This window comes from Brevibacillus brevis, from assembly GCF_001039275.2.
GTDB lineage: Bacteria > Bacillota > Bacilli > Brevibacillales > Brevibacillaceae > Brevibacillus > Brevibacillus brevis_C.
Genome location: NZ_CP030117.1, coordinates 4402392 through 4422786, shown reverse-complemented (window position 1 = coordinate 4422786; position 20395 = coordinate 4402392). Strand labels below are relative to the sequence as shown.

The window sequence follows — 20395 nt, the reverse complement described above, 5'->3', positions numbered from 1 at the left end:
CAGCAAGAGGGGGATGGGAAATGCGTTACGGAATTATCGGCGCGATGGATGAAGAAATCGCGCTTTACTTGGAAGCGATGCAAGAGACGACTACTGCCACCAAAGCAGGCATTACCTATTACACAGGTAAAATGGAAGGCAAAGATGTCGTGCTGTGCAAATCAGGTGTCGGAAAGGTGAATGCTGCCGTGACGACACAAATCCTCATCGATTCCTTCCAAGTAGAACGTGTCATTTTCACAGGTGTGGCAGGAGCTGTTCACCCTGAATTAAATATTGGTGACATTGTGGTTTCGACGGATTGCATCCAACATGACATTGATGTGACACCACTTGGCTTTGAGCCAGGACAGATTCCGTTTACAGAGCGATGGACCTGGCAAGCGGATGCTGAGCTGATGCAGCAAGCGATCGATGCGGGCCAGGAGCTGGAAGCGGGCGTTCAAGTAGTGAGCGGGCGTATCTTGTCCGGCGACCAGTTCGTTGCCAGTCGGGAAAAGGTGCAATGGCTGTATGAGCAATTTGCAGCACATTGTACGGAAATGGAAGGGGCATCTGTAGGACAAGTATGTGCGATGAATGGCGTGCCGTTTGTCGTGGTTCGCTCGATGTCGGATAAAGCAGACGGCTCCGCGCATATAAACTTCGTGGAATTTACCAAGCTGGCTTCCCAACGCTCCTATGCGATTGTCCGTAACATGTTGACAGCTTCAGCAGCATCGACAGCTGCGGGAGTGATCGTCTACTCGACGAAAAACTGTGTGGATTGCGACATGGTTAAAAATTGGCTGACAGCAAAAGGCGTTTCCTTTGAAGTGCGCGATGTCATGACGAGTCGTGCCTATCAAGAGGAAGTGGAGCGCTTTGGCTTCATGGGTGTGCCTGTAACAGTCGTGGGCGATAAAGCGGTAAAAGGCTTTGCACCAGCTGAGCTGGAAGAGCTAGTGAAATAGGGTTTCGAATAGAAAAAGCGTGCTGACCAGTACCCAAAGGTACGAGGGCAGCACGCTTTTTTTACTTTTCATCCAATAGGTGCGTTCAGCATCGCACGTTCTAACGTAAGACGATTTTTTTCCGTGATCTCTGCTCGTCGTGGGATTGTTGGGAATGGTTCGTCAAAAAGCCGAGATGGCAAGGGCAAATCCGTCTCAGGTTGCCAGCGCTTGAGCCAGGCTTCGGGAAGATCACCGTCCGTAAGAGGCTGATCGCTCATCTCACTCCAGACCAGGGTCCATGCCCGCGGCACCACCCGCCAAATATCGTAGCCCCCGCCGCCTACAGCAATCCAGCGACCGTCACAATATTCATGAGCGAGACGGTGAGCAAGACGAGGAATCGCCTGATAAATCTTCATTGAGCAAGACAAATGGGTGAGGGGATCGTACGCATGAGCGTCACAACCATTTTGGGTCAGGATGACATCCGGTTTGAAGCCAGCCGCTAGCTTTGATACCAACTCTTCATATACTTCCAGAAAAGAAGCGTCTTCTGTGAAGGCATCGAGCGGAACGTTGACAGAATAACCGTAACCGCTTCCATCTCCACGTTCAGACAAATTCCCTGTTCCTGGGAAGAGATACTTACCCGTTTCGTGAATGGATACAGTCAGTACATGAGGGTCATCGTAAAACGCCCACTGTACCCCATCTCCATGATGGGCATCTGTGTCGATATACAGCACGCGCGCATTCCAGTTTTTTCGCAAATAAGCGATCGCGACGGAGCAATCGTTGTAGATACAAAAGCCAGAGGCGCGTCCACGAAAGGCATGATGCAGTCCACCAGCGGGATTGAAGGCGTGTTCTGCCTGTCCACTCATAACCGCGTCCACTGCGTTTAACGTACCTCCGACGATCAGCGAGGACGCTTCATGCATGTTCGAAAAACAGGGAACATCCTCTGTCCCCAAGCCATAACTGGCTGCCTGCGGAAGCTCGTGTTCACTATGGCCCTGATCGCGAACAAATTGGATATAACGCGGGTCATGCACCAGGGCGAGTTCTTCATCTGTCGCCGGTCGGGGAGTCAGGATGTCTGAGTCTTTGAGTATTCCGTAACTGCTCATCAGATCATGTGTAAGGAGCAGACGACGCTGGTTGAACGGATGATCATCATGAAAATAATATTGCGTGTAGTCTGGAGAGTAGATCAGACGAGCATTTCGGCTCACTGGGGTATCCCTCCTTCCGTAGGTCCGATTACGGAAAAGCCCTTTTCAAGGAGCAATTGCGTCACGATACGAGGATCAATTGTCTGTACCCGAAAAACAAGGTTCTTTTTTGCGTGCTGTTTCCCAGGAAAAACCACGACGCTCGTGACATTTACTTGTGCATCGCGAAAGACTTGACTGACTTCTGCCAGCATGCCAACGCGGTCATCTACTTCGACTTCGATATGGGAGCTGGGCTTGTTAACGCCGAAAAGTTCGATCAGGCTAGAGAAAAGATCCGATTCTGTGATTAATCCTACGAGCCGATTCCCTTCGACGATGGGTAGTGAGCCGATTTTGTGCTCGTATAGTTGGAGGGCTGCGTCTTCGATGAAATCCAGTGGGTGGGCAGTGATGACTTGTTGATTCATGATATCGGCTACAGGCTTGTGCAGGACGGTGTCGTCATCGTCATGTGTCAGCAGGCGAGAGGGGAGGGCGTCTCGCAGGTCACGGTCCGAGACAATACCTACGAGTGAGTCGTTTTTAATGACGGGCAAATGCCTGATTCTGTTTGCACGGAGGAGAAGAAGCGCTTCTCCGATTGTAGTGGATGGCTGGATCGTGACAATTTTTTTTCGCATAATCTCTTCAATACGCATAAGAGTGACCTCCTGGAATCAAAAGGCATCCAAACTAGTAAAGAAAACGATTTTGAAACCGCATAGCATCAAAGGCAACGACTGTTTCTGGCGGTACACGCTTGCCGATTTTTGCCATGAGACAGTTGGCGGGATGTGAGCATATTTCCGGATCGTCTGTCGCCATCCAGCTCAGGCCTGCGCTACCCATGACCTTTTCCATGACCTTTCTGTATTGCCATACATCGAGTCCTGTTCCTTTCAGGTCCCAATGCCAATAATACTCCGTTGTAATAATGACGTAGTCTTCCATGGCGTCGTCCAAGAAGGCGACTTCCAGCAGCTTTTTGCCTACGCCACCCGCTCTCACTTTATGACTGATTTCAATCGCGCCCAGCTCCAGCAAATCGGGCAGTTGGGCTTGTGACCATCGCTCCAGTGGATCGGGGTGCAGAAAGGTCACGTAGCCGAGGACGAGGTCTCCTTCGCGTGCAATAATAATGCGCCCTTCAGGCAAATCCGCGATTTCGATGAGAGCTTCATGCTGCTGTTCAGGGATACGAAAAGCTTTCAGTCCTTCATCAAAGCGTAATGAGGCCAGATAACTTCCTGTAATCGGTCCTTCGACGAGCAGTTCCTTGTTGTTCACCATTAAGCTCAATGAATGATAGCGTTTGACGTGCTCCATCAGTTCCCCCCCTTACGTTTGTAGAAAAACAGAGATGGCGTCTAACCATCTCTGTCAGTTGTCATTCCAGTTTATTCTGTGGTGTTGGCAGTTACGATGTTAGAATGTGGCGATTCTCCGTAACTGTTGACTGCGGTAATGTAGTAGTTACTGCCATTCGGTACTTCTGCTGCGTGTGTAAAGCTTGTGCTAGAGACAGTACCGAGTAACAAATAGCCGCTTGCTGAGTCTGGGCTAAAATATACGTTGTACATCTGCTCAGACGAGCTGCTTCCTTTCCACTTTAGCTGCCAACCGTTAGGCGTGTTTTTGATAGACAAGGATTTCGGAGCAGCAGGTGGTGAAGCGGAATCTGTGTTTGTATTCGTGCCTCCTGATCCATCTGCTGGGTTCGTCACAGTTCCATCTGGATCTGTTTGACCATTCCCGTTATTGTCCATCGGATTCGGGATGCCTGTTTCGGTACCTTGATTTGGATCAGGCAACTGCCATGTCTGTGTAGATCCGACAGAAGCGATTGCGGAAGGCTGCGATTCATTACCAGCGATATCCACCGAAGTGACATAATAGCCTAAATCTCCATGGTGTGCAGTCGTATCGGCAAAAGTCAATTCCGACGGATCTTTCACAGTCGCTACTTTGACAAAGCCGTTCTGCACATCAGCGCGGTAGATGCGATAACCGACCAAGTCAGCTTCTTTGGCTGATTGCCACGTAAGCGTAATTTGCTTACCTGAGCCTGTAGCCGTTACACCGCTTGGAGAAGATGGCGCTCCACCTGCCTCTGTACGAGGGTCTTCCTTGTCAGGCAGGCGTTGCTCCCAATCTGGTGGTTGGGTGGCGACCCTACTGTTTTTCGCTTGAATTTGCTCCTTGGTAGGCAGCGGATCAGGTGAGCGGTAGAAGACGCCTTCGGTAACAAAATCCTCAGGTGTTCCTTCCTTCGCCAAATAACGTTCGCCATTATACGTAATGACACGTGCTTTTTGGTGGGAGTCGTCTACCTTCGTCGGAACGAACTTGCTGTTGAAAATATCAGTGATCAAATGGCCAGCTTCCTTTGAAAGCTCACTTGGCAAAAGACCTGATTTCGAGTCAACAGTCGCGCTGACAATTCCTGCCGGCTTTTTAAAGGTGGAATCAGGAGGTGAAAGGTTCGGATGCTTCGCAATGACATCCTTCATGACTTTACCCCATACGACCATCGGAACATATTTGTCGGCGTCTGGCATTGGATATGGCTCGTCAAAGCCAACCCATACCCCCATGGACAGCTCTGGCGTGTAACCGACGAAATAGAGGTCGTTGCTGTTGTTCGTTGTTCCGGTTTTACCTGCCACATCGACTTTGCGCGGCACGTATTTGCGGATGTGTGTACCCGTACCGTTATTGACAACGGAACGCATCATATCAGTGATCAAGTATGCTGTTTGCTCGCTGTACACTTGCACTGGTTTAGTCTCATGACGGTAAATTACTTTTCCGGTGTTATCTTCAATTCGGTCAATCAGATAGGCATCAACGAAAGAACCGTGATTTGCGAATGTCCCATAGGCGTTTGTAATTTCCTCAACAGTTGTTCCGTAGGTGAGACCGCCAATTACGCCAGTGGCTGCATAGTTGTCAGCATCCACCAATGTTGTAATTCCCATTTTCTTCACGTATTCGAGAGCCGTTGGAATGCCAACTTTCAAATACGTCTTGATCGCCGGAATGTTCCAGGACATACGCAGTGCTTCACGGGCACTCATCATCCCTTGCCATTTGTTGTTCCAGTTCTTAGGTAAATGGGAACCGTTCTGGCCGTCAGCGAGTAGCACCGGAGCGTCATCGATTGGGGATGCTGGCTGGAGCAATCCCAGTTCAAAAGCAGGAGCATAAGCTGCAAGTGGCTTCATGGCCGAACCAGGCTGGCGTGGTACGGTGGCGTGGTTCGTCTGTTCCACCTTGAAGTCACGTCCCCCGATCATGCCGAGGATAGCTCCTGTTTTGTTGTGAATCAGCATTGCGCCGACTTCTTCCAGAGCATTTTCGATTTTCTCTGTTTTGCCGTTTGAGCGACGAATCGTATAGGTACGATTCTTACCGAAGTTTTTCGGGTCGGCTGCAACAGCCTGCATGATGTCATATACGCTCTTGTCGATCGTGGTATGTATCTTGTACCCTTTTCGCAGTATGTCGCGACGTTTCTCTTCAACCAGCTGTCGGTATTCGTTGCGGCCGATGGTTGATTTGTCTCGTCCTTTTTCCAAGAGGTCTGCATCCACAAGTTGACGTGCGGCACGATCTTCAATTTCCATCATCAAGAAAGGCACTTCTCGATAAGCTTGCTGTGTCGGTTTTGCTAGCTGTGCCTTTAAATCACTGGCGAGAGCTCCATCGTATTGAGTTTGTGTGATGTAGCCATTTTCCAGCATCCGATCCAGCACCATTTTTTGGCGTTCCTTCCCGCGCTGATAGCTTTCTGCACGGAATGGAGAGTAGGCACCTGGATTTTGAATCATGCCCGCAAGATAGGAGCCCTCAGCGAGCCCGAGCTCTTTTACATCTTTGCCAAAAATCCCTTTCGCGGCAGCCTGAACGCCGTATACGTTTGAACCGTTGGCGTTTTTTCCAAAGTAAATTTCGTTCATGTAGGCTTCCAGAATCTGATCTTTGGAAAACATGCGCTCGATTCGAATCGCGGTAAAAATTTCACGTGCCTTACGGGTGTGGCTAACTTCAGCAGAAAGGATTGTATTTTTTACAAGCTGCTGTGTAATCGTACTACCACCTGTTACGACGGGCTGGTTGGTAATTTCCTGAATCGCTCCGCGCATGGTAGATTGAAGCGAAACTCCGGAGTGGTGGTAGTAGGTTTTGTCTTCAGTTGCGATGATGGCATTAATTAAATAGGGAGAAACGTCTGCTTTCTTCACCAAACGTCGATCGCCTTCTTCGGCCCGCAATTGGCCGATCAGAGAGCCGTCGTTGTAGTAGGCGAATCCAGTCAGATAGTTAGTGAAGATTTTATTCTCCAGTTCCTCCTTGCTGCGCACAGGCTCGTCCTTCACGAGTGCGGCAACATAACCTGTCACGATTCCTCCTGCGACTGCAGCTCCCATTAGCCCGAGTACGAAGACGATTTGGAAGATGATCCAGAACGTTCTACCACGGCTTCTGCGTCGCTTTTTCTTCGTCGGTTCAGAGGAAGATGTGTGGTTATTCGACATAATCTACGACCCCCTAGCATACCCCCTGATTATACCATACGAGGAACCTAGAGGATAGAAAATGCGTAGGAATTAGCAAAATGTGTCAAATACCGTTGAAAGTTGTCGGGTGTATGAAAGCAATAAAAAAAGAGCAGGCCGACAAGCGGCACTGCTCTTTTTTTATTTATCCTCAGACGATTAACGGCTGTAGAACTCAACGATCAGAACTTCGTTGATTTCAGCTGGCATTTCTTCACGGTCTGGCAGACGAGTGAAGGTACCTTCAGCAGCAGCATCGTTGAATGTAACGTAGTTCGGCAGGAAAGTGCGACCTTCCAGAGAGTCCTTGATCAGTTGCAGACCACGGGACTTTTCACGAATGGAGATTACATCACCCGGTTGTACGCGGTAGGATGGGATGTTTACTTTTTTGCCGTTTACCAGGAAGTGACCATGGTTTACCAACTGACGAGCAGCTGGGCGAGTTGGAGCAAAGCCCATGCGGTATACCAGGTTGTCCAGGCGGGATTCCAGCAATTTCATGAAGTTTTCGCCCACTACGCCAGCCATTTTGCTAGCATTGTCGAAAGTGCGGCGGAATTGTTTTTCGTTAAGGCCAAACATGTGGCGCAGTTTTTGCTTTTCTTGCAACTGGATTCCGTACTCGCTCAGTTTACGACGGTTGTTGTGACCGTGTTGACCTGGAGGGAAGTTGCGTTTGATGTCTTTTCCTGTACCATCGAGGGAGATACCCAGACGACGAGCCAGTTTGTGACGAGGTCCTGTGTAACGTGACATGTTTTCATTCTCCTTTAATATGGATTCGCAGGTGTTTACTTCCGGCAGGTTAGTTCCTACTTTATCTACACGAACTTCGGACGGTAGCGTTTCCGCATCGTGCTCCTCACAGATGATCAGCCGCAGTCTGTAAAGGGAGGGAACTAAGAGGGTACATCCTTCCGTTTTTACCTACAATCAATGCTACCCTGTACACATACATTCAATAATACTAGGCGCGATATAGTAAAGTCAAGGGAAAAGAAGCGCGCCATCCGCCGCAAGAAGTGGGATGGATGGCGCTTTTTGGGTTTTATTTTCGCAACAAAGTAACGGGACCGTCTGGATTATCCCGTTTTTCGAGGAAACGGGTAAAGGTAATGGCTGCATCGGCACGAGGGACGAGGCTTTGTGGCTGAAACTTCTGCTTGTCAGTTGGCACGATACCGAGTGTAGTCGCGATGATGATCGAACCGCGGTACTTCGAATTGGCAATGTCTGAGAGCTGGGACTGGAACATGCCAGGGAAGTCCGTCAGTTTTTTGTAACCGAGTGCACGAACAATCATATCAGCGAGTTCTTCACGTGTAATCGTCTCATTTGGGTTCAGCTTGGAAGCATTTTTATCGAGAAGACCGCGATCAACAGCTCCTTCTACGGCTGAGAAGAAGCGCGAACCATTTGCCACATCGCTATAAGTGGCCTTGCGTTCCAGAGAGTACTGTGGATAGTGATTGCCTTGGTTGAGACTGATCATGAGCATTTCAATCATTTCGCCACGTGTGATCGGTTTTTGCGGCATAATTTTGCCGTTTTCAAGCGTGAGTGCGTCGTATTCATACATCAACAAGAGTTCCTTTTCCGCCGGATGACCCTCCAAATCGGCAGGAGCCGGACGATGAAGCGCAATCGTTTTGCCAGTAGAGGTAGAGCTCCACTCGCCTGTTACAGCATCAAGGTAATACGGCTGCTCAAACGGCGTCATTGTCGCGCGATAGACGATCTTGGCAGTTCGCTTCGGTGTGTAGGAAGGCTGCTCTTTCGCGCGTTTGGCATCCTCAGGAGTAAGAGGGACGAGGGCGTATACTTCCTCTGCTTTTGTCTCTGTCCACCATTTTTCGCTCGCTTCGGCAGCAGGCAGATGCTTGGGAACTTGTGTCGGGTATGTTTCGCTGCCCAATTCAGTACTGTAACTCATTAGATCGCCTGTTTCTGTGTCAAACGTGAAGTAGGCAGAGCCGCTAGCTGCAGCTATTCCATTGATAAAACGCTCAAATCGGATCTGCGTCCGCTCGGAATCAACGGGTTGGTTTTGGATTTCCTCTTCAAAACGCTCTGTCCAGTAAAGCTGGTGGGCCATGGTTGGCGCCAAATCACGAATCGTTTCCATCGCTTTTGCCTTGAATTTTTCCATGTCTGGCTTTTTAGAAGCGCTTGTTTTTTCTTTACGGCCACGGAAGTCCTTGTCCAATCGGTAGATATCCCCGGTTACAGCATCCACGGAGACATACGCAAATCCGTCTTCGCTATTGCCCTTTTCGCCGAATTCGAGATCCCAGACAGGACGATTGCCACGGTAGTCTCTTTCATTGTAATTGGCAGAACGAAGCTCGTAGTTGGACAACTTCAATGCTTTCGATGCCCATTGTACAGCTTCCTCTTGGGAGAGCGGTTGTCCGCTGCGGCGTGCAGATAGGACTTTGCTGCTGACAGGCTCAGGATCTTTCGCTGGTTGATACGGAGTTAACGATTGTGTCAATGCTTTCCCGGTCTCCGCATCAATGTAGAAGGTGAAAGGATTCGTATACCCGAGAGACGGCTTGTTATTTTGCGTCTCCATCCGTTCCCACGGCAGCAGGTAAACTGGTTTTGGATGCGCTTGTTCTTTAAACAGTTTCTCAGCTTCTTCTTCCGAGATTGTCGTATCCGTGTCCTCGAAAGTCACGTCGTTCCACGACAGAGAATAGTTGGTCACTGTGCCGGAAGCATCTACCGTGATATCTGCGCCGTTATCAGGAAAGAGAATGCCGTCCACGTCACGAACAAAGCGGAAATTATAGTAGACTTCCGAGTTCAGGGGAGTTTTTGGCTCTGGCATATCGCGCGTATACAGTCTTGTTTCCGCTGCTTTTCCTGCATTGTTTTTCTCGAAAAAGCGCTTCGCCTGCTCTTGCGCCTCTGTATAGGAAATTCGTTTTGCATAAGGAAGCGAGGAGGCTTCCTGCTCTTGACGCGAATAGGAAGTCAGCTCGCCTGTATTAGCGTGGATACTTGCGCTATAAGATAGAAGGACTTTTCCGTTTTCCGGATCTTTCTTCACCCAACTAAACGACCATTCTGGAAATGGGCGCCAGCTATCCGCTGAACGAAATGACACATTCTGCACCGTCATTCCTGCGGTGGGTACTATTTTGGTAGCGAGTGCCAAGGCTGCTTCCTTGGACAGCTTTGCTTTGGCCTGTGCCACGGAGTCTGCTTGTGCCACAGTAGTCGCCATTTTATTGGTACTTACATGAGGTGACTGTGCATGCGCTTGAGCCACAGGCAGCAACAGACTGGCAGATAGAACAAATGAGCTGGACCGAATGATCCACGGTTTCATAGGAACCCCTCCAACGATGTCATATTCTTCTTATCACCTCTGACGAGAGGAAGTAAAAGTTCGTTTCAGTTCAAATTCACGAAAAAAGCACCCGGCATTTGCAGAAAGGAATGAAATATAGGAATTTTGTACCAAATGTTTTTTTATCAATCTAGAATTGTGAACATGCATCTTATATAATAAGAAATACTATCCATAGAATACAGAACGGTAAGGAGATAATTCGTTTTGGAAACCATTATGTATCTCATTCGTCATGGAGAGACGGAGTGGAATCAGGTTCGTCGTATACAAGGCCACAGTGACATCGCATTGAACGAGCTCGGGGTACGTCAGGCCGAGCAAGTAGCAGGCAGATTCCAAGGCGAGACGATTCACGCTTTTTATTCGAGTGATCTCAGTCGGGCACACGATACGGCTGCCAAGATTGCTGGCAATTTCCAATCCTCTGTTTCTACGCGGACAACCTTGCGGGAGCGCTGCTATGGGGAGTGGGAGGGGCTCACCTATGAAGAAATACGTGAGCGGTTTGAAAATCAGGATGAAGCCTCCTGTGGAATTGAGACATTCGAAGACATGCAGCGTCGAGCTGTAGCTGCCATGACAGAAATAGCAGGGAGTCATCCAGGTGAGGCGATTGTCGTTGTCTCGCATGGCGGTCTCATTAATAGCTTCTTGCATTATGTGACGGTAGGAGAACAAGGAACGGGTATCACACGTATTGATAATACCGGTATTACGATATTTCGGTATGTAGATCGCAGGTGGGAAGTTCTATCCGTTAATGATACAGACCATTTGAAAGCTTGAGAAAATGCTGAGAGAGGGAGTTTCTCGTGTCAAGCAAAATGTTGGGGAAGTTAGAGACGGTCTTTTCCTACACGGCCCATTTTATCTTACAATCTTGGCCGGAAAAGCGCCCAGGCATCCTTTTCTTGACAGATTCCGGGGGCCGCGTAATCAACTTCATGGAAATGCAGGTTGGTCCATCTCGGAATTCTCAAGGGCTTACCCTGCAACACGATGTATCGATTGGCAAAGTCTTTGATTTTATTGAAGAGGCACTTTCCTCCAAAGAGATCGTAGTTAAAACGAGAAGTGAAATGAACAACGTATGTGGAGCCTTTCCTTTGTGTGAAGAAGATGGAAGGGTTCGAGCTGTCATTGGCATGATAGCGCCCGAAGACCAAATCCATTTCGATTTGTCATCCTACATGCGCGGGCTAGAGCCGTTGATTCGCATGGGATATGATGCGTATATTCAACACGTCACCAGCCAGATTGTCATGGATTTGACGTTGCATGATACGACCAAAGAGCTGCTGCAAAGCTTGACGGGTCAGGTCAGTGACATTATCCAAAAAGGCTATTGTTCGGCCGTAAAGCTCGCGGACAATGCCACGTTGATTCCGCAGGAGAACGTAACAACACAAGAGGCGGAAGTTGGACAAACCCACATTGCTCAACTGGTTTCGAGATTCGGCACGACGCAAATCATGCCTTCCATTTTGGATGACCACAGGCTTGTGGTCGTTCCTGTCTCCTTGAACCAAACACCGCTCTACGCATTGTTTTTGCATCTGCCACCCGAAGAGACAGATTGCGTGTACGATGAACGGGATGTTGCTTTTTTGCAAGAAATAGGCGCGAAGGCAAGCTGTGCGCTTTGGCGTTCGATCATGTCGGACGACCTGCGTCGTGAAGCGAGCAAAAAAGATTTGTTGTATCAATTGATGTCAAAGATTCAGGCATCCATTGATGTGAATGATGTTTTGCATGAAATCGTGACGAGCATTCCCAGTCTTTATCCGTACTTGTCGGCAGAGCTTTTCCTGACGGTTGAACCCAATGCAACCACCCCGGTCAAACAGCTTTCTTTTCAAGAAGTAGAGCCGTCTACCAGTACCAAGGCCTATTTGGAAGGACGTCTCATTGCCGAAGAAGTGGGGGAAGGGGAGCAACAGGTGACGGTGATCGCAGCGCCACTCTTGGGCAAGCAGGGCATCTACGGTGTATTGCAAGTGACGTCCGATCAGCGAATCACCCTGAATCAGCATGAGAAGGACTACATCTCCATCTTGGCGGATACTGCTGGGACTGCGTTTGAAAACGCTCAGCTCTATCAGCAATCGCGCAATTTGATTCGAGAATTACGTTTGATTAATGAGATGGCGCGCCAGTTGAACAGAAGTCTTGATTTAAAGGAAATTCTCGATTTTGTTACGACAATGATGCGGGCTACCTTTGATGCGGAGTTTTGTGCCATCTTGCGAAAAACGCCGGGCGAGGATTGCTTCGATGTACTTTCTTCCTCCATTCCAGCGTTCAATGGCATGGCTATCGATTCAACAGAAAAGCCATTTCAGCAAATCTTGCAAAACAAGCAGGCGTTGTTGCTGGCTCAACCGGGGGCAGGACCACTTCCTTTTTCGCTCTTCACGTGCTGTTCCTTCATGGGGGTTCCGCTCGTTGTTGAGGGTGAGATTAGTGGAGTCCTTTTAGTCGCAGATTCCCGTTATCATTTTTTTAGTTTTGACGACTACAAACTCCTCGAAATATTTGGACAACATGCGAGCTTGGCAATGACCAACGCCGTCCTGCATAATGAAATGGAACGAATGGTCATTACGGATAATTTGACAGGTCTATACACGAGAAAACATTTGAATGAACGAGTAAGAGGATCATTACAAAAAGACAACTATGGCTCGTTGATCTTGATCGATATTGATTATTTTAAAACTGTGAATGATACATTTGGCCATCAGGTAGGGGACGAGGTATTGATTCAGGTCTCCAATCTGATTCGACATAGCATCCGAGACAGTGATATCGCAGCAAGATGGGGTGGAGAGGAACTCGCTGTTTATTTGCCGCGTGTGGACAAAAACACCGCGCATTCCGTGGCAGAGCGCATACGGGAATGCGTCGAGCAGGAGACGTCTCCACAGGTCACGATCTCGTGTGGACTAGCGAAATGGAGCAGGGAGATGGATGTAAACCTGAGTGTAGAAGCGCTGTTCCATCAAGCAGACATTGCTTTGTATGAAGCCAAAAATTCAGGTAGAAATCAAGTTGTTCTCGCCTAGAGCCAAAACAATGGCTCTTTTCTCTTTTCGGAAAAAAAGGCAAAAAACTTGAGAGGTAGATAAAAAATGACAAAAAACGATGACAAACAAAGGATCGCAACGCAAGTAGCACCTGATATTTTTTGTCTGGAAATACCTACGCCTTTTGATGTGGGGGCAGTAAACGTCTACTTGTTAAAAGGGGAACGCTTGACCTTAGTTGATGTGGGGCCATTGACCGACGATGCGTGGGCGGCCTTGACAGAAGGCTTAGAATCGATTGGGGTAAGCGTGCAAGATATCGAGCAAGTCATACTAACGCATCATCATGTGGATCACTGCGGGCAGTTAGAAAAAATACGAGAAACATCGGGAGCGAAGACGTTTGCCCATCCACAGGCAACCCCTTATGTACAGCAGGATGAGCAGTTTATGACTTTTCATGATCAGTTTTTCGAAGAGCTGTACATCCAGAGCGGTGTACCGGAAAAAATGATGGTCATTATCTCGAAATTTCACAAGCTGATGAAGACGTTTTCTGCGCCAAGCCAGATTGACTTTCATCTGAAGCATGAGCAAAAGGTTCCGTACTTGGAGGACTGGCAAGTACTGTATACACCAGGACATAGCCAAAGCCATCTGTCGTTGTATCGGGCAAAGGATCATGTCATGATTGGTGGAGACCATATCATCAAGCGAATTTCATCCAATGCCTTCATTGAACCACCCCGGAATCGTTCGAGTACAAGACCACTGACCTTGATCCAATACCGCACAGCGTTGCAAATGTGTGCGGACATGGAGATCGAACAAGTCCTCAGTGGACACGGTCAACCGGTTTACAATCATCGAGAGCTCATACTCGCCCGTCTGCAAAAGAACTGGGAGAGGACAGACACACTCCGTAGGCTTCTTGCAGATGGAGAAAAGACAGCTTTTGAATTGAATGCTCTCTTATTCCCAAACTTGTACAAAAAAGAATTACCATTGACGCTATCCGAGACATTAGGGCACATTGATTTATTGATGATTCTCCATCAGATTGAAGTGAGAGAGCAGGGTCAAGTCTTGTATTACCACTTGTAAAACCTGATCGTGCAAGAGAAGCTTGCAAGTAGAATAAGCCTATTCCTCCCCGGAAACGCTAAAAGGGACTATTACCCTGGGACCCCACATGCGGCTAACCCAGGGTAGCTGAGGGAGGGTAGCATCTATGCAGAAGTATTTGCCCATTTGCGTGATGGCTCTTGTGTGTACAGTTGTTGTAGGTGGCTGTAATCAAATGAGTGTGAAGCAGGATGCGAATACAACGTTTGAACAGGTACGTGACAAGTTCGAAGCGCAGAAATCGTATGCGTTCTACGGCCAAACCAAGCTGTTGACGGCGAATAGTGCCAATGCGAACATGGTTAACTTTTCAGGCAGAAAGGACGGAGAGGCTGTTTACATGAACGTGAAGCTCTCTGTCCCGGAAGAAAACAGAGTGGACAACTTATCCTTGCTCAGCCATGGGAACAAGCTGTATACCAAGCATGATCAAAACGAAAGCTGGAAACATGTCGCAGGGGATAGCCCGGCCCTGCATCAAGAAATGAACAACTGGAACCCCATCGCTTCCTTTCAGCAAATCGACAACATGAAAAGAAACGTCCGGATGCTGCCTGATGAGAATCCAAAAGACGATTTTGAGGCGTTCGGAGTCGTATTGGATTCTGCCAAACTAAAGAGCTGGCTTGTTACCCAAATGCAAGAGCAAACAAGATCCGGAGCAAAAGTCCAATCGATAGCAGGGCGAGAGAAACCCTACATACCGAAGCTAAAGCTAGCGATGTCTCTCTCGGAAGGCAATTGGAGGGGGACTCCTGCCCATCATTCTGGACCCACAATTCAGTCCAAGAAAAAGGTGGACGTAAACGAGCTCGTGAACCAAATGGAAGTAGAGGCAGAGTACACGATTCACTACAATAAAAAAACGATGCTCCCCACAAACATGACGATGTCCATTCGATCTGCGTACGATTTGAACGATCAGCGTGTAAAAGAGCATACGCAGGTAGAAACATATTTGCAGCAATATGGAACAGTAGCCCCCATCACAACTCCAGAGGAAAAAAGCAAATAGGGAGTAGGAGTAATCAAGTGAGACGTTCCTCTTGCAAAGCAGACAGGAGCGTCTTTTTTTCTGTCAGGGAAAATTGAAAAATTGAGGTAACGTGCTCGATGCTTTTTACGTACTTCTTATGTGAAAGAAAAACTATGCGATAGCGGTTTTTTTCGATGGAATCAGCATTTCGAGAAGGAATACTGGAAAACATTGTCGAACATACAACAAGACTATCTTTTTTCGTCGAATAATCTGTACAATAGGAAAGATGCCTGATGGATCAGACGAAAATGCGTATTTTATCCGCAGCAGCGAAGCTTTTTGATGTTCATGGCTACAAAGGAACCTCCGTAAGACAAATTGCCTCTGTTGCTCAAGTAAATTCCGCGCTGATTTCCTATCACTTTGAAGGGAAGCAAGGAGTCCTGGAGACGTTGATTGCTTCTTACTTTGAGACGATGTTTCGCCTTTTGGAAGAACTGGAAAACGAGCAGGAAAACATCCCTGCCTATCAACGATTGGAACAAGTTGTGCACCTGTATTTGCAATTTCAATGTGAGCATGCGCCTATCACGCGTTTGATTCATCGTGAGCTGAGCGTAGAATCCATGCTTGCACGTGAAGTGATGACACTATATATGAGCCGATGGAAACACGGGCTTTCGCGCGTCATCGAGGGCGGTGTCGTCTCGGGTGAGTTTTTGCCCGTCTCTATTGATCGTACAGTACTGGCTATGACGAGCCAGATGATATATCCATTTTTGCAACCACAAATGGTTCGCCAGGTCTATGATCTGGAACCATCTTCCGAGGAGTTCGTCCAATGGCTGCAGACCTCGATTATGTGTTATCTGCGAGGTTCTTTGCTGCCTGCTTAGGCGTGGCCTCTCCCAATGAATGATTCTAGTAAGGGGATGTATGACAAGTGAAACGAAAACTATTCATGCTCTGTTTGGCAGGCATGTTGCTATATACGAATCCGGCTTATGCGACGCCGTTTCCAGATAAAAAAGACGAAGTTGTTCAGGACGCTGACAACTATTTGAAAAAAGAAGACAGGACGGCCTTTGCAAATTCATTGAACGGCATACCGGGCAGCTACAAAGTCGTGGTCGTGGAAAGCACGGCACCAGAAGCCGAATCTCCAGATATCTACGCGCAAAAGCTGTTTGACAATTACAATTTAGCCGACGATGCACTCATGATCGTACTCGACATGAACACCGAGCAGTTGGGGATTTATGCTGGTCCTAATTTGCAGGCAAAAGGTGCCACGATGGCATTGCTGCATGACAAGGTCGCGTCTTTCTATGAACCATTCCGTACACAAAAGCAGTATTTGACCGGGATTCAGACGTTAATTGCGGAAGTAAACCAAGAGCTTAGCCGTATTGAAAGCAAGCAAGCAACAGCAAAACCGGGTGCGACCGACGCTAGTAAAGCGGAAGAAAGCGAAAGCAGTAGCGCACTCGGAGGTATTCCATGGTGGATCTATCTGGTTGGAGCAGTATTTGCTGGGCTATCGATCGGCTTGATTTACGCGATGATCAGACGCCGTGCTATTTTTGCCCAAGTAGATGATGTAGAGGATTGGAAGGAAGAGCTCGTTGAAAAAATCAATGTCATCGAGGTAGAAAAACCGCTTCGTCGTTCCAGCGGCATGACAGAAGTACGTTATCACCACTTGGCTGACAAAAAAGAAAATCTGTTGCGCATTCGCATCCCTGATGTGGAAATGATGATTCTCGATGCAGAAGAGGCTTGCGATCGCTTCCGTTTTACTTTGGCACTTGGCATGCTAAATGAGGCGAGAGAGGCCATTTCAAAAATCGAGGAAGAGCTGAATGAGCTAAAAACAGACACTTCCAACGTGGCAGTTACCAAGCAAGAAAACAAGGTTGTTGTTCCTGAGATCGGAAAGCAAGTGGAGCAGATGGAACGACGCTTGTCCGATTTGCGTCTGGAGTACGGATTGTCTTTCCATGAGCTGAAAGCATCGCTCGATGAAGTAGATACGATGCGAAAACTCGTGAAAACTTCGCGGGCGGCAGGGGACGACATTGCGGCGTACGAAACCACACAAAAAGCTCAGCAAGTGCTAGAGCAGGTGGGACAAGCGATGGAGCTCATTCCGAAGCTTGTGCAACGCGTGAAAAAAGAATTGCCGGAAGAATTCAAGCATCTGGAAGAAGGAATCGAGCAGGCCGTTCGTGACGGCTTTGATTTAAAACAGGATTCCTTGGACAATGCCCTCTTGCAGGCGAAGCAATTGGTCATGTCCGCGAAAAGCGCTTTGGAAGAGGGCAGCCTGGAAATGGTGTTGACTCATGTCAAAGCGTTCGAAGTACTCCTTGATGCGACGTATCAAGCAATAGAAGATGGCGTTCTTGCCCGTGAAGAAGCAGCAGCGACGGTATATACAGAAGTGGAACCGCAAGCAGAAGTGAATCAAGACAAAGATGAAGCAGAATTTATACAGGTCGAAAAGAGAGCCGAAGTAGCAGAGGTGGAACAGGATGATTCGCTACAGCAAGTAGCTGCGACATCCGCGGCTGTGGAGCGGGAGATTCGTATACCTGAGCCGACTCCAGCTAGCGAGACCGAGCATTCTACCAGCGAGGCAGATTCTGAAAAGCCGACTCCTCTCCAGCAGTCGAAAGTAGAAGAAGAGCGAACGGTGCGAGGAAAATCCTCAGAGCTGAGTGAAGCTGAACGTTCTGTTTTGTTGCAAGCAATTCCTCAGCTTTTCAATAAAAAAGCACAAAAGCCTGCTCCAGCAGTTAAAGCTGAGGAGCCTGCTTACGTAGAAGAAGAAGAGTATGAACTGGTCATGCCGAAGAGTCAGCCTGAACAGGAAGAGGTAATTCCGGAAGAAGAAGAGCAAACATATTTGGTCATCGAAACGGAAGACGATGCGCTGGATGAACTGGAGCGAATTTCTAACACATTAGTCCGCGTCCGTCAGCAAATCAAGCGCAGCTACTTGCCGGGGATTCCGGATCAATTGAAATACATGTTTGAAGAAGTCGTGCAAACGTTGGGCCGCGTGCAAACGATCATGGAGCAGTACCGCTATGATCTGGAAGAGGTGGCCATGCTGGTTCAGGACGCGAGTGATTTGGTCGACGAAACAGAGCGGATGGCAGAACGTATTATTACAACTTGTCAGATGGCAGAGGGTGCCATTCAGTATACAAACCGTTACCGTCGCCAAAATCGTCAGGTGAATGAGTTGTTGACAAAGGCAGAGATATCATTTCGACAACTGGCTTTCGCAGAAGCCTATCAGCTTGCCGAGGAGGCCCGTCTGGTAATCGAAGGCGCACCAGCCGAAGAGGACAACCGTTGGCTTCTCCGCCGTAAGAAAAAGGGATGAGTCCGATGATGATCTTTCCTCTGTTCTTACTGGTAGTTGGCATTATCGTCATGGTACAGCCACGGACAAAACGCTGGCAATCGCGGATGAACGCCTATTTTCAAGGAGACAAAAGGCGCATCAAGCAGCGTGCCAACACGTTTTTTCTGTTGGGCTTAGCCTTTTTGTTCGCTGGATTTGCGTATTTGTTCCGCCTTGTCGGATAAACCAATAATGAATAGTAAAGCACCTGCTAGGAAAAGATGGACGTGCCTTCTTTTGTAGCAGGTGCTTTTTGTTGGGCAAAAAAAAGAAGCATCGCTCACGCAGGCGATGCCCCATCTAGGAAGATAAAGGGAGTAAGGTCTGTTAAACCAGCACATTACAACTAGGGGGGAGTAATGTGCTGATTTCTCTTTTCATGAAAAGAGAACCTGATTCATAGTTTCCCCAATCCCTCTTGGTCTAAACGTCATTCTCGTAAAAAAATTCAAATGCTTCCTGCGCACTATGTGTACCCGCAGAATGGCCGGACGAAAAGGCGATAGTGATGTTGTAGCCACCGGTATGGGCGTGGACGTCCATAACCTCACCAGCAAAATACAGCCCATCCATGAGCTTGGATCTCATCGAACGTGGATCGATCTCTTTCACGCTCACGCCGCCACCTGTAATGAACGCTTCCTCAAGAGAGAGCGTTCCCGTAATCGTGAGTGGAAAAGTTTTGATCAAGCTCGTGAACGTGCTCCACTCTTGTTTCTTCATATGGCTGTAGGTCGTTTCTTCCGAAATTCCTGCCATCGTAAGCAAGAGGGGAATAATCCGTTCGGGGAGGAAGCCTTTGATTGCATTTTTTACTGCCTTTTTTGGCTGCTCCTCAATCAGTTGCCAGCTTTCTGCCATGATTTCCTCGGCCGTTCTGTCAGGCATGAGATCGATCGTCAGAGATAGAGGTACCGCTCCGTATTTTCGTTGCGACACAGAGACATAGTGCCCCATTCGCAGGGAGGCGGGTCCTGATATTCCGAAATGAGTGAAGATCATATCGCCTTCTTGAGTGTTGATCTTTTTCCCATTGGGCGCATACAAGGTCATCGTGATATCACGCAGCGACAGACCCTGAATGGATTTATCGCGAATAAAAGAGTCATTGGCTGTAAGCGGTACTTCAGTAGGATACAGCTCTGTGATCGTGTGCCCGGCTGCTTTCGCCCATGCATAGCCATCGCCTGTAGACCCTGTCTGTGGTACAGAACAGCCTCCGACAGCAATAATCACACAAGGCGCGGTGATTTTCTCACCGGACTGAAGCATGATGCCGCCGACTCTCCCTTCCGAATAGAGAACTTCTTTTACAGCGGCATTTAAATGGATGGTGGCACTTTGGCGCTTCAATAAATCAATCAACGCTTGAGCGACTGTCACAGCTTTATCTGTGACGGGAAACATACGGCCCCGATCCTCTTCTTTTAACGCGACACCTATCTCCTCAAAAAACTGGATGATCTCCCGGTTGCCGAATTGGGTGAGAGCACTGTACATGAAGCGGCCATTTCCCGGCATTTGTTTGATTAATTCATCTTGCTCCTTGGCATTGGTTACATTACAGCGACCGCCACCAGAAATGATGAGCTTGCGTCCGAGTTTCGAGCCTTTTTCCACGAGACAAACTCTTGCTCCTTGACCAGAAGCAGCAATAGCAGACATCAGCCCAGAGGGGCCGCCGCCTATGATGATAACGTCATAATTGTATTGTGATCGATTCATTTCATTCTCGTCCTTTGTTGTATAGGGTTGGGGCAACCACCATTTTACCA

The 20395-nt window shown here is 48.3% G+C and carries 15 protein-coding genes; 8 read left to right on the top strand and 7 right to left on the bottom strand.

Annotation, left to right across the window (positions count from 1 at the left end; translation table 11 throughout):
• The first annotated feature begins 20 nt into the window (after positions 1-20).
• Complete coding sequence (locus AB432_RS21430; RefSeq protein ID WP_048033997.1) at positions 21-953, top strand: 5'-methylthioadenosine/adenosylhomocysteine nucleosidase; 933 nt, start codon at positions 21-23, stop codon at positions 951-953.
• Between the two features lie 68 nt (positions 954-1021).
• Here the strand turns inward: AB432_RS21430 and AB432_RS21425 are convergent, their stop codons facing one another.
• The 6 genes from AB432_RS21425 to AB432_RS21400 form a co-directional block, all read right to left on the bottom strand.
• Positions 1022-2170 (bottom strand): acetoin utilization protein AcuC, encoded by a 1149-nt coding sequence (locus AB432_RS21425; RefSeq protein ID WP_048033996.1) that lies wholly within the window; start codon positions 2168-2170, stop codon positions 1022-1024.
• Complete coding sequence (locus AB432_RS21420; RefSeq protein WP_048033995.1) at positions 2167-2811, bottom strand: CBS and ACT domain-containing protein; 645 nt, start codon at positions 2809-2811, stop codon at positions 2167-2169. Before AB432_RS21420 ends, AB432_RS21425 begins: the two co-directional genes overlap by 4 nt.
• Before the next feature lie 34 nt (positions 2812-2845).
• The gene (locus AB432_RS21415) at positions 2846-3478 is read right to left on the bottom strand and encodes a hypothetical protein (RefSeq protein WP_047071930.1); all 633 of its coding nucleotides are present in this window, start codon (positions 3476-3478) and stop codon (positions 2846-2848) included.
• A 71-nt stretch (positions 3479-3549) separates the two neighbouring features.
• Positions 3550-6690, bottom strand: coding sequence for a penicillin-binding protein 1A (locus tag AB432_RS21410; protein ID WP_048033994.1), 3141 nt, complete (start codon positions 6688-6690; stop codon positions 3550-3552).
• Between the two features lie 180 nt (positions 6691-6870).
• A complete protein-coding gene (gene rpsD, locus AB432_RS21405; protein ID WP_048033993.1) occupies positions 6871-7470 on the bottom strand; it encodes a 30S ribosomal protein S4 in 600 nt (199 codons plus the stop codon).
• A gap of 292 nt (positions 7471-7762) precedes the next feature.
• Positions 7763-10051, bottom strand: a complete 2289-nt coding sequence (locus AB432_RS21400) for a YcdB/YcdC domain-containing protein (RefSeq protein ID WP_048033992.1) — start codon at positions 10049-10051, stop codon at positions 7763-7765.
• A gap of 228 nt (positions 10052-10279) precedes the next feature.
• Here AB432_RS21400 and AB432_RS21395 point away from each other — a divergent pair, with 228 nt between their 5' ends.
• The 7 genes from AB432_RS21395 (at position 10280) to AB432_RS21360 (ending at position 18805) form a co-directional block, all read left to right on the top strand.
• The gene (locus AB432_RS21395) at positions 10280-10861 is read left to right on the top strand and encodes a histidine phosphatase family protein (RefSeq protein ID WP_048033991.1); all 582 of its coding nucleotides are present in this window, start codon (positions 10280-10282) and stop codon (positions 10859-10861) included.
• Between the two features lie 38 nt (positions 10862-10899).
• On the top strand, positions 10900-13140 hold the full coding sequence (locus AB432_RS21390) for a sensor domain-containing diguanylate cyclase (protein WP_048035910.1): 2241 nt from the start codon (positions 10900-10902) through the stop codon (positions 13138-13140).
• A 66-nt stretch (positions 13141-13206) separates the two neighbouring features.
• Positions 13207-14205, top strand: a complete 999-nt coding sequence (locus AB432_RS21385) for an MBL fold metallo-hydrolase (RefSeq protein WP_048033990.1) — start codon at positions 13207-13209, stop codon at positions 14203-14205.
• Positions 14206-14332: 127 nt separating this feature from the next.
• Positions 14333-15241, top strand: coding sequence for a DUF6612 family protein (locus tag AB432_RS21380; RefSeq protein ID WP_048033989.1), 909 nt, complete (start codon positions 14333-14335; stop codon positions 15239-15241).
• A 257-nt stretch (positions 15242-15498) separates the two neighbouring features.
• Positions 15499-16101 (top strand): forespore capture DNA-binding protein RefZ, encoded by a 603-nt coding sequence (gene refZ / locus AB432_RS21370; RefSeq protein WP_048033987.1) that lies wholly within the window; start codon positions 15499-15501, stop codon positions 16099-16101.
• 47 nt (positions 16102-16148) lie between these two features.
• The gene (locus tag AB432_RS21365; RefSeq protein WP_048033986.1) at positions 16149-18599 is read left to right on the top strand and encodes a septation ring formation regulator EzrA; all 2451 of its coding nucleotides are present in this window, start codon (positions 16149-16151) and stop codon (positions 18597-18599) included.
• Positions 18596-18805, top strand: coding sequence for a hypothetical protein (locus AB432_RS21360; RefSeq protein ID WP_048033985.1), 210 nt, complete (start codon positions 18596-18598; stop codon positions 18803-18805). The genes AB432_RS21365 and AB432_RS21360 overlap by 4 nt, the downstream gene beginning before the upstream one ends.
• Positions 18806-19043: 238 nt before the next feature.
• Here AB432_RS21360 and AB432_RS21355 read toward each other — a convergent pair whose 3' ends face one another.
• Entirely contained in the window at positions 19044-20345 is a 1302-nt protein-coding gene (locus AB432_RS21355) for a BaiN/RdsA family NAD(P)/FAD-dependent oxidoreductase (protein WP_048033984.1), read from the bottom strand.
• Between the last annotated feature and the right edge of the window lie 50 nt (positions 20346-20395).

Excerpts from the sequence above, each read along its gene's own strand:
- AB432_RS21430 (WP_048033997.1), top strand. The coding sequence starts at position 21 with ATGCGTTACGGAATTATCGGCGCGATGGATGAAGAAATCGCGCTTTAC.
- AB432_RS21420 (WP_048033995.1), bottom strand. The coding sequence starts at position 2,811 with ATGCGTATTGAAGAGATTATGCGAAAAAAAATTGTCACGATCCAGCCA.
- AB432_RS21415 (WP_047071930.1), bottom strand. The coding sequence starts at position 3,478 with ATGGAGCACGTCAAACGCTATCATTCATTGAGCTTAATGGTGAACAAC.
- AB432_RS21410 (WP_048033994.1), bottom strand. The coding sequence starts at position 6,690 with ATGTCGAATAACCACACATCTTCCTCTGAACCGACGAAGAAAAAGCGA.
- rpsD (WP_048033993.1), bottom strand. The coding sequence starts at position 7,470 with ATGTCACGTTACACAGGACCTCGTCACAAACTGGCTCGTCGTCTGGGT.
- AB432_RS21400 (WP_048033992.1), bottom strand. The coding sequence starts at position 10,051 with ATGAAACCGTGGATCATTCGGTCCAGCTCATTTGTTCTATCTGCCAGT.
- AB432_RS21390 (WP_048035910.1), top strand. The coding sequence starts at position 10,900 with ATGTTGGGGAAGTTAGAGACGGTCTTTTCCTACACGGCCCATTTTATC.
- AB432_RS21385 (WP_048033990.1), top strand. The coding sequence starts at position 13,207 with ATGACAAAAAACGATGACAAACAAAGGATCGCAACGCAAGTAGCACCT.
- AB432_RS21380 (WP_048033989.1), top strand. The coding sequence starts at position 14,333 with ATGCAGAAGTATTTGCCCATTTGCGTGATGGCTCTTGTGTGTACAGTT.
- refZ (WP_048033987.1), top strand. The coding sequence starts at position 15,499 with ATGGATCAGACGAAAATGCGTATTTTATCCGCAGCAGCGAAGCTTTTT.
- AB432_RS21360 (WP_048033985.1), top strand. The coding sequence starts at position 18,596 with ATGAGTCCGATGATGATCTTTCCTCTGTTCTTACTGGTAGTTGGCATT.
- AB432_RS21355 (WP_048033984.1), bottom strand. The coding sequence starts at position 20,345 with ATGAATCGATCACAATACAATTATGACGTTATCATCATAGGCGGCGGC.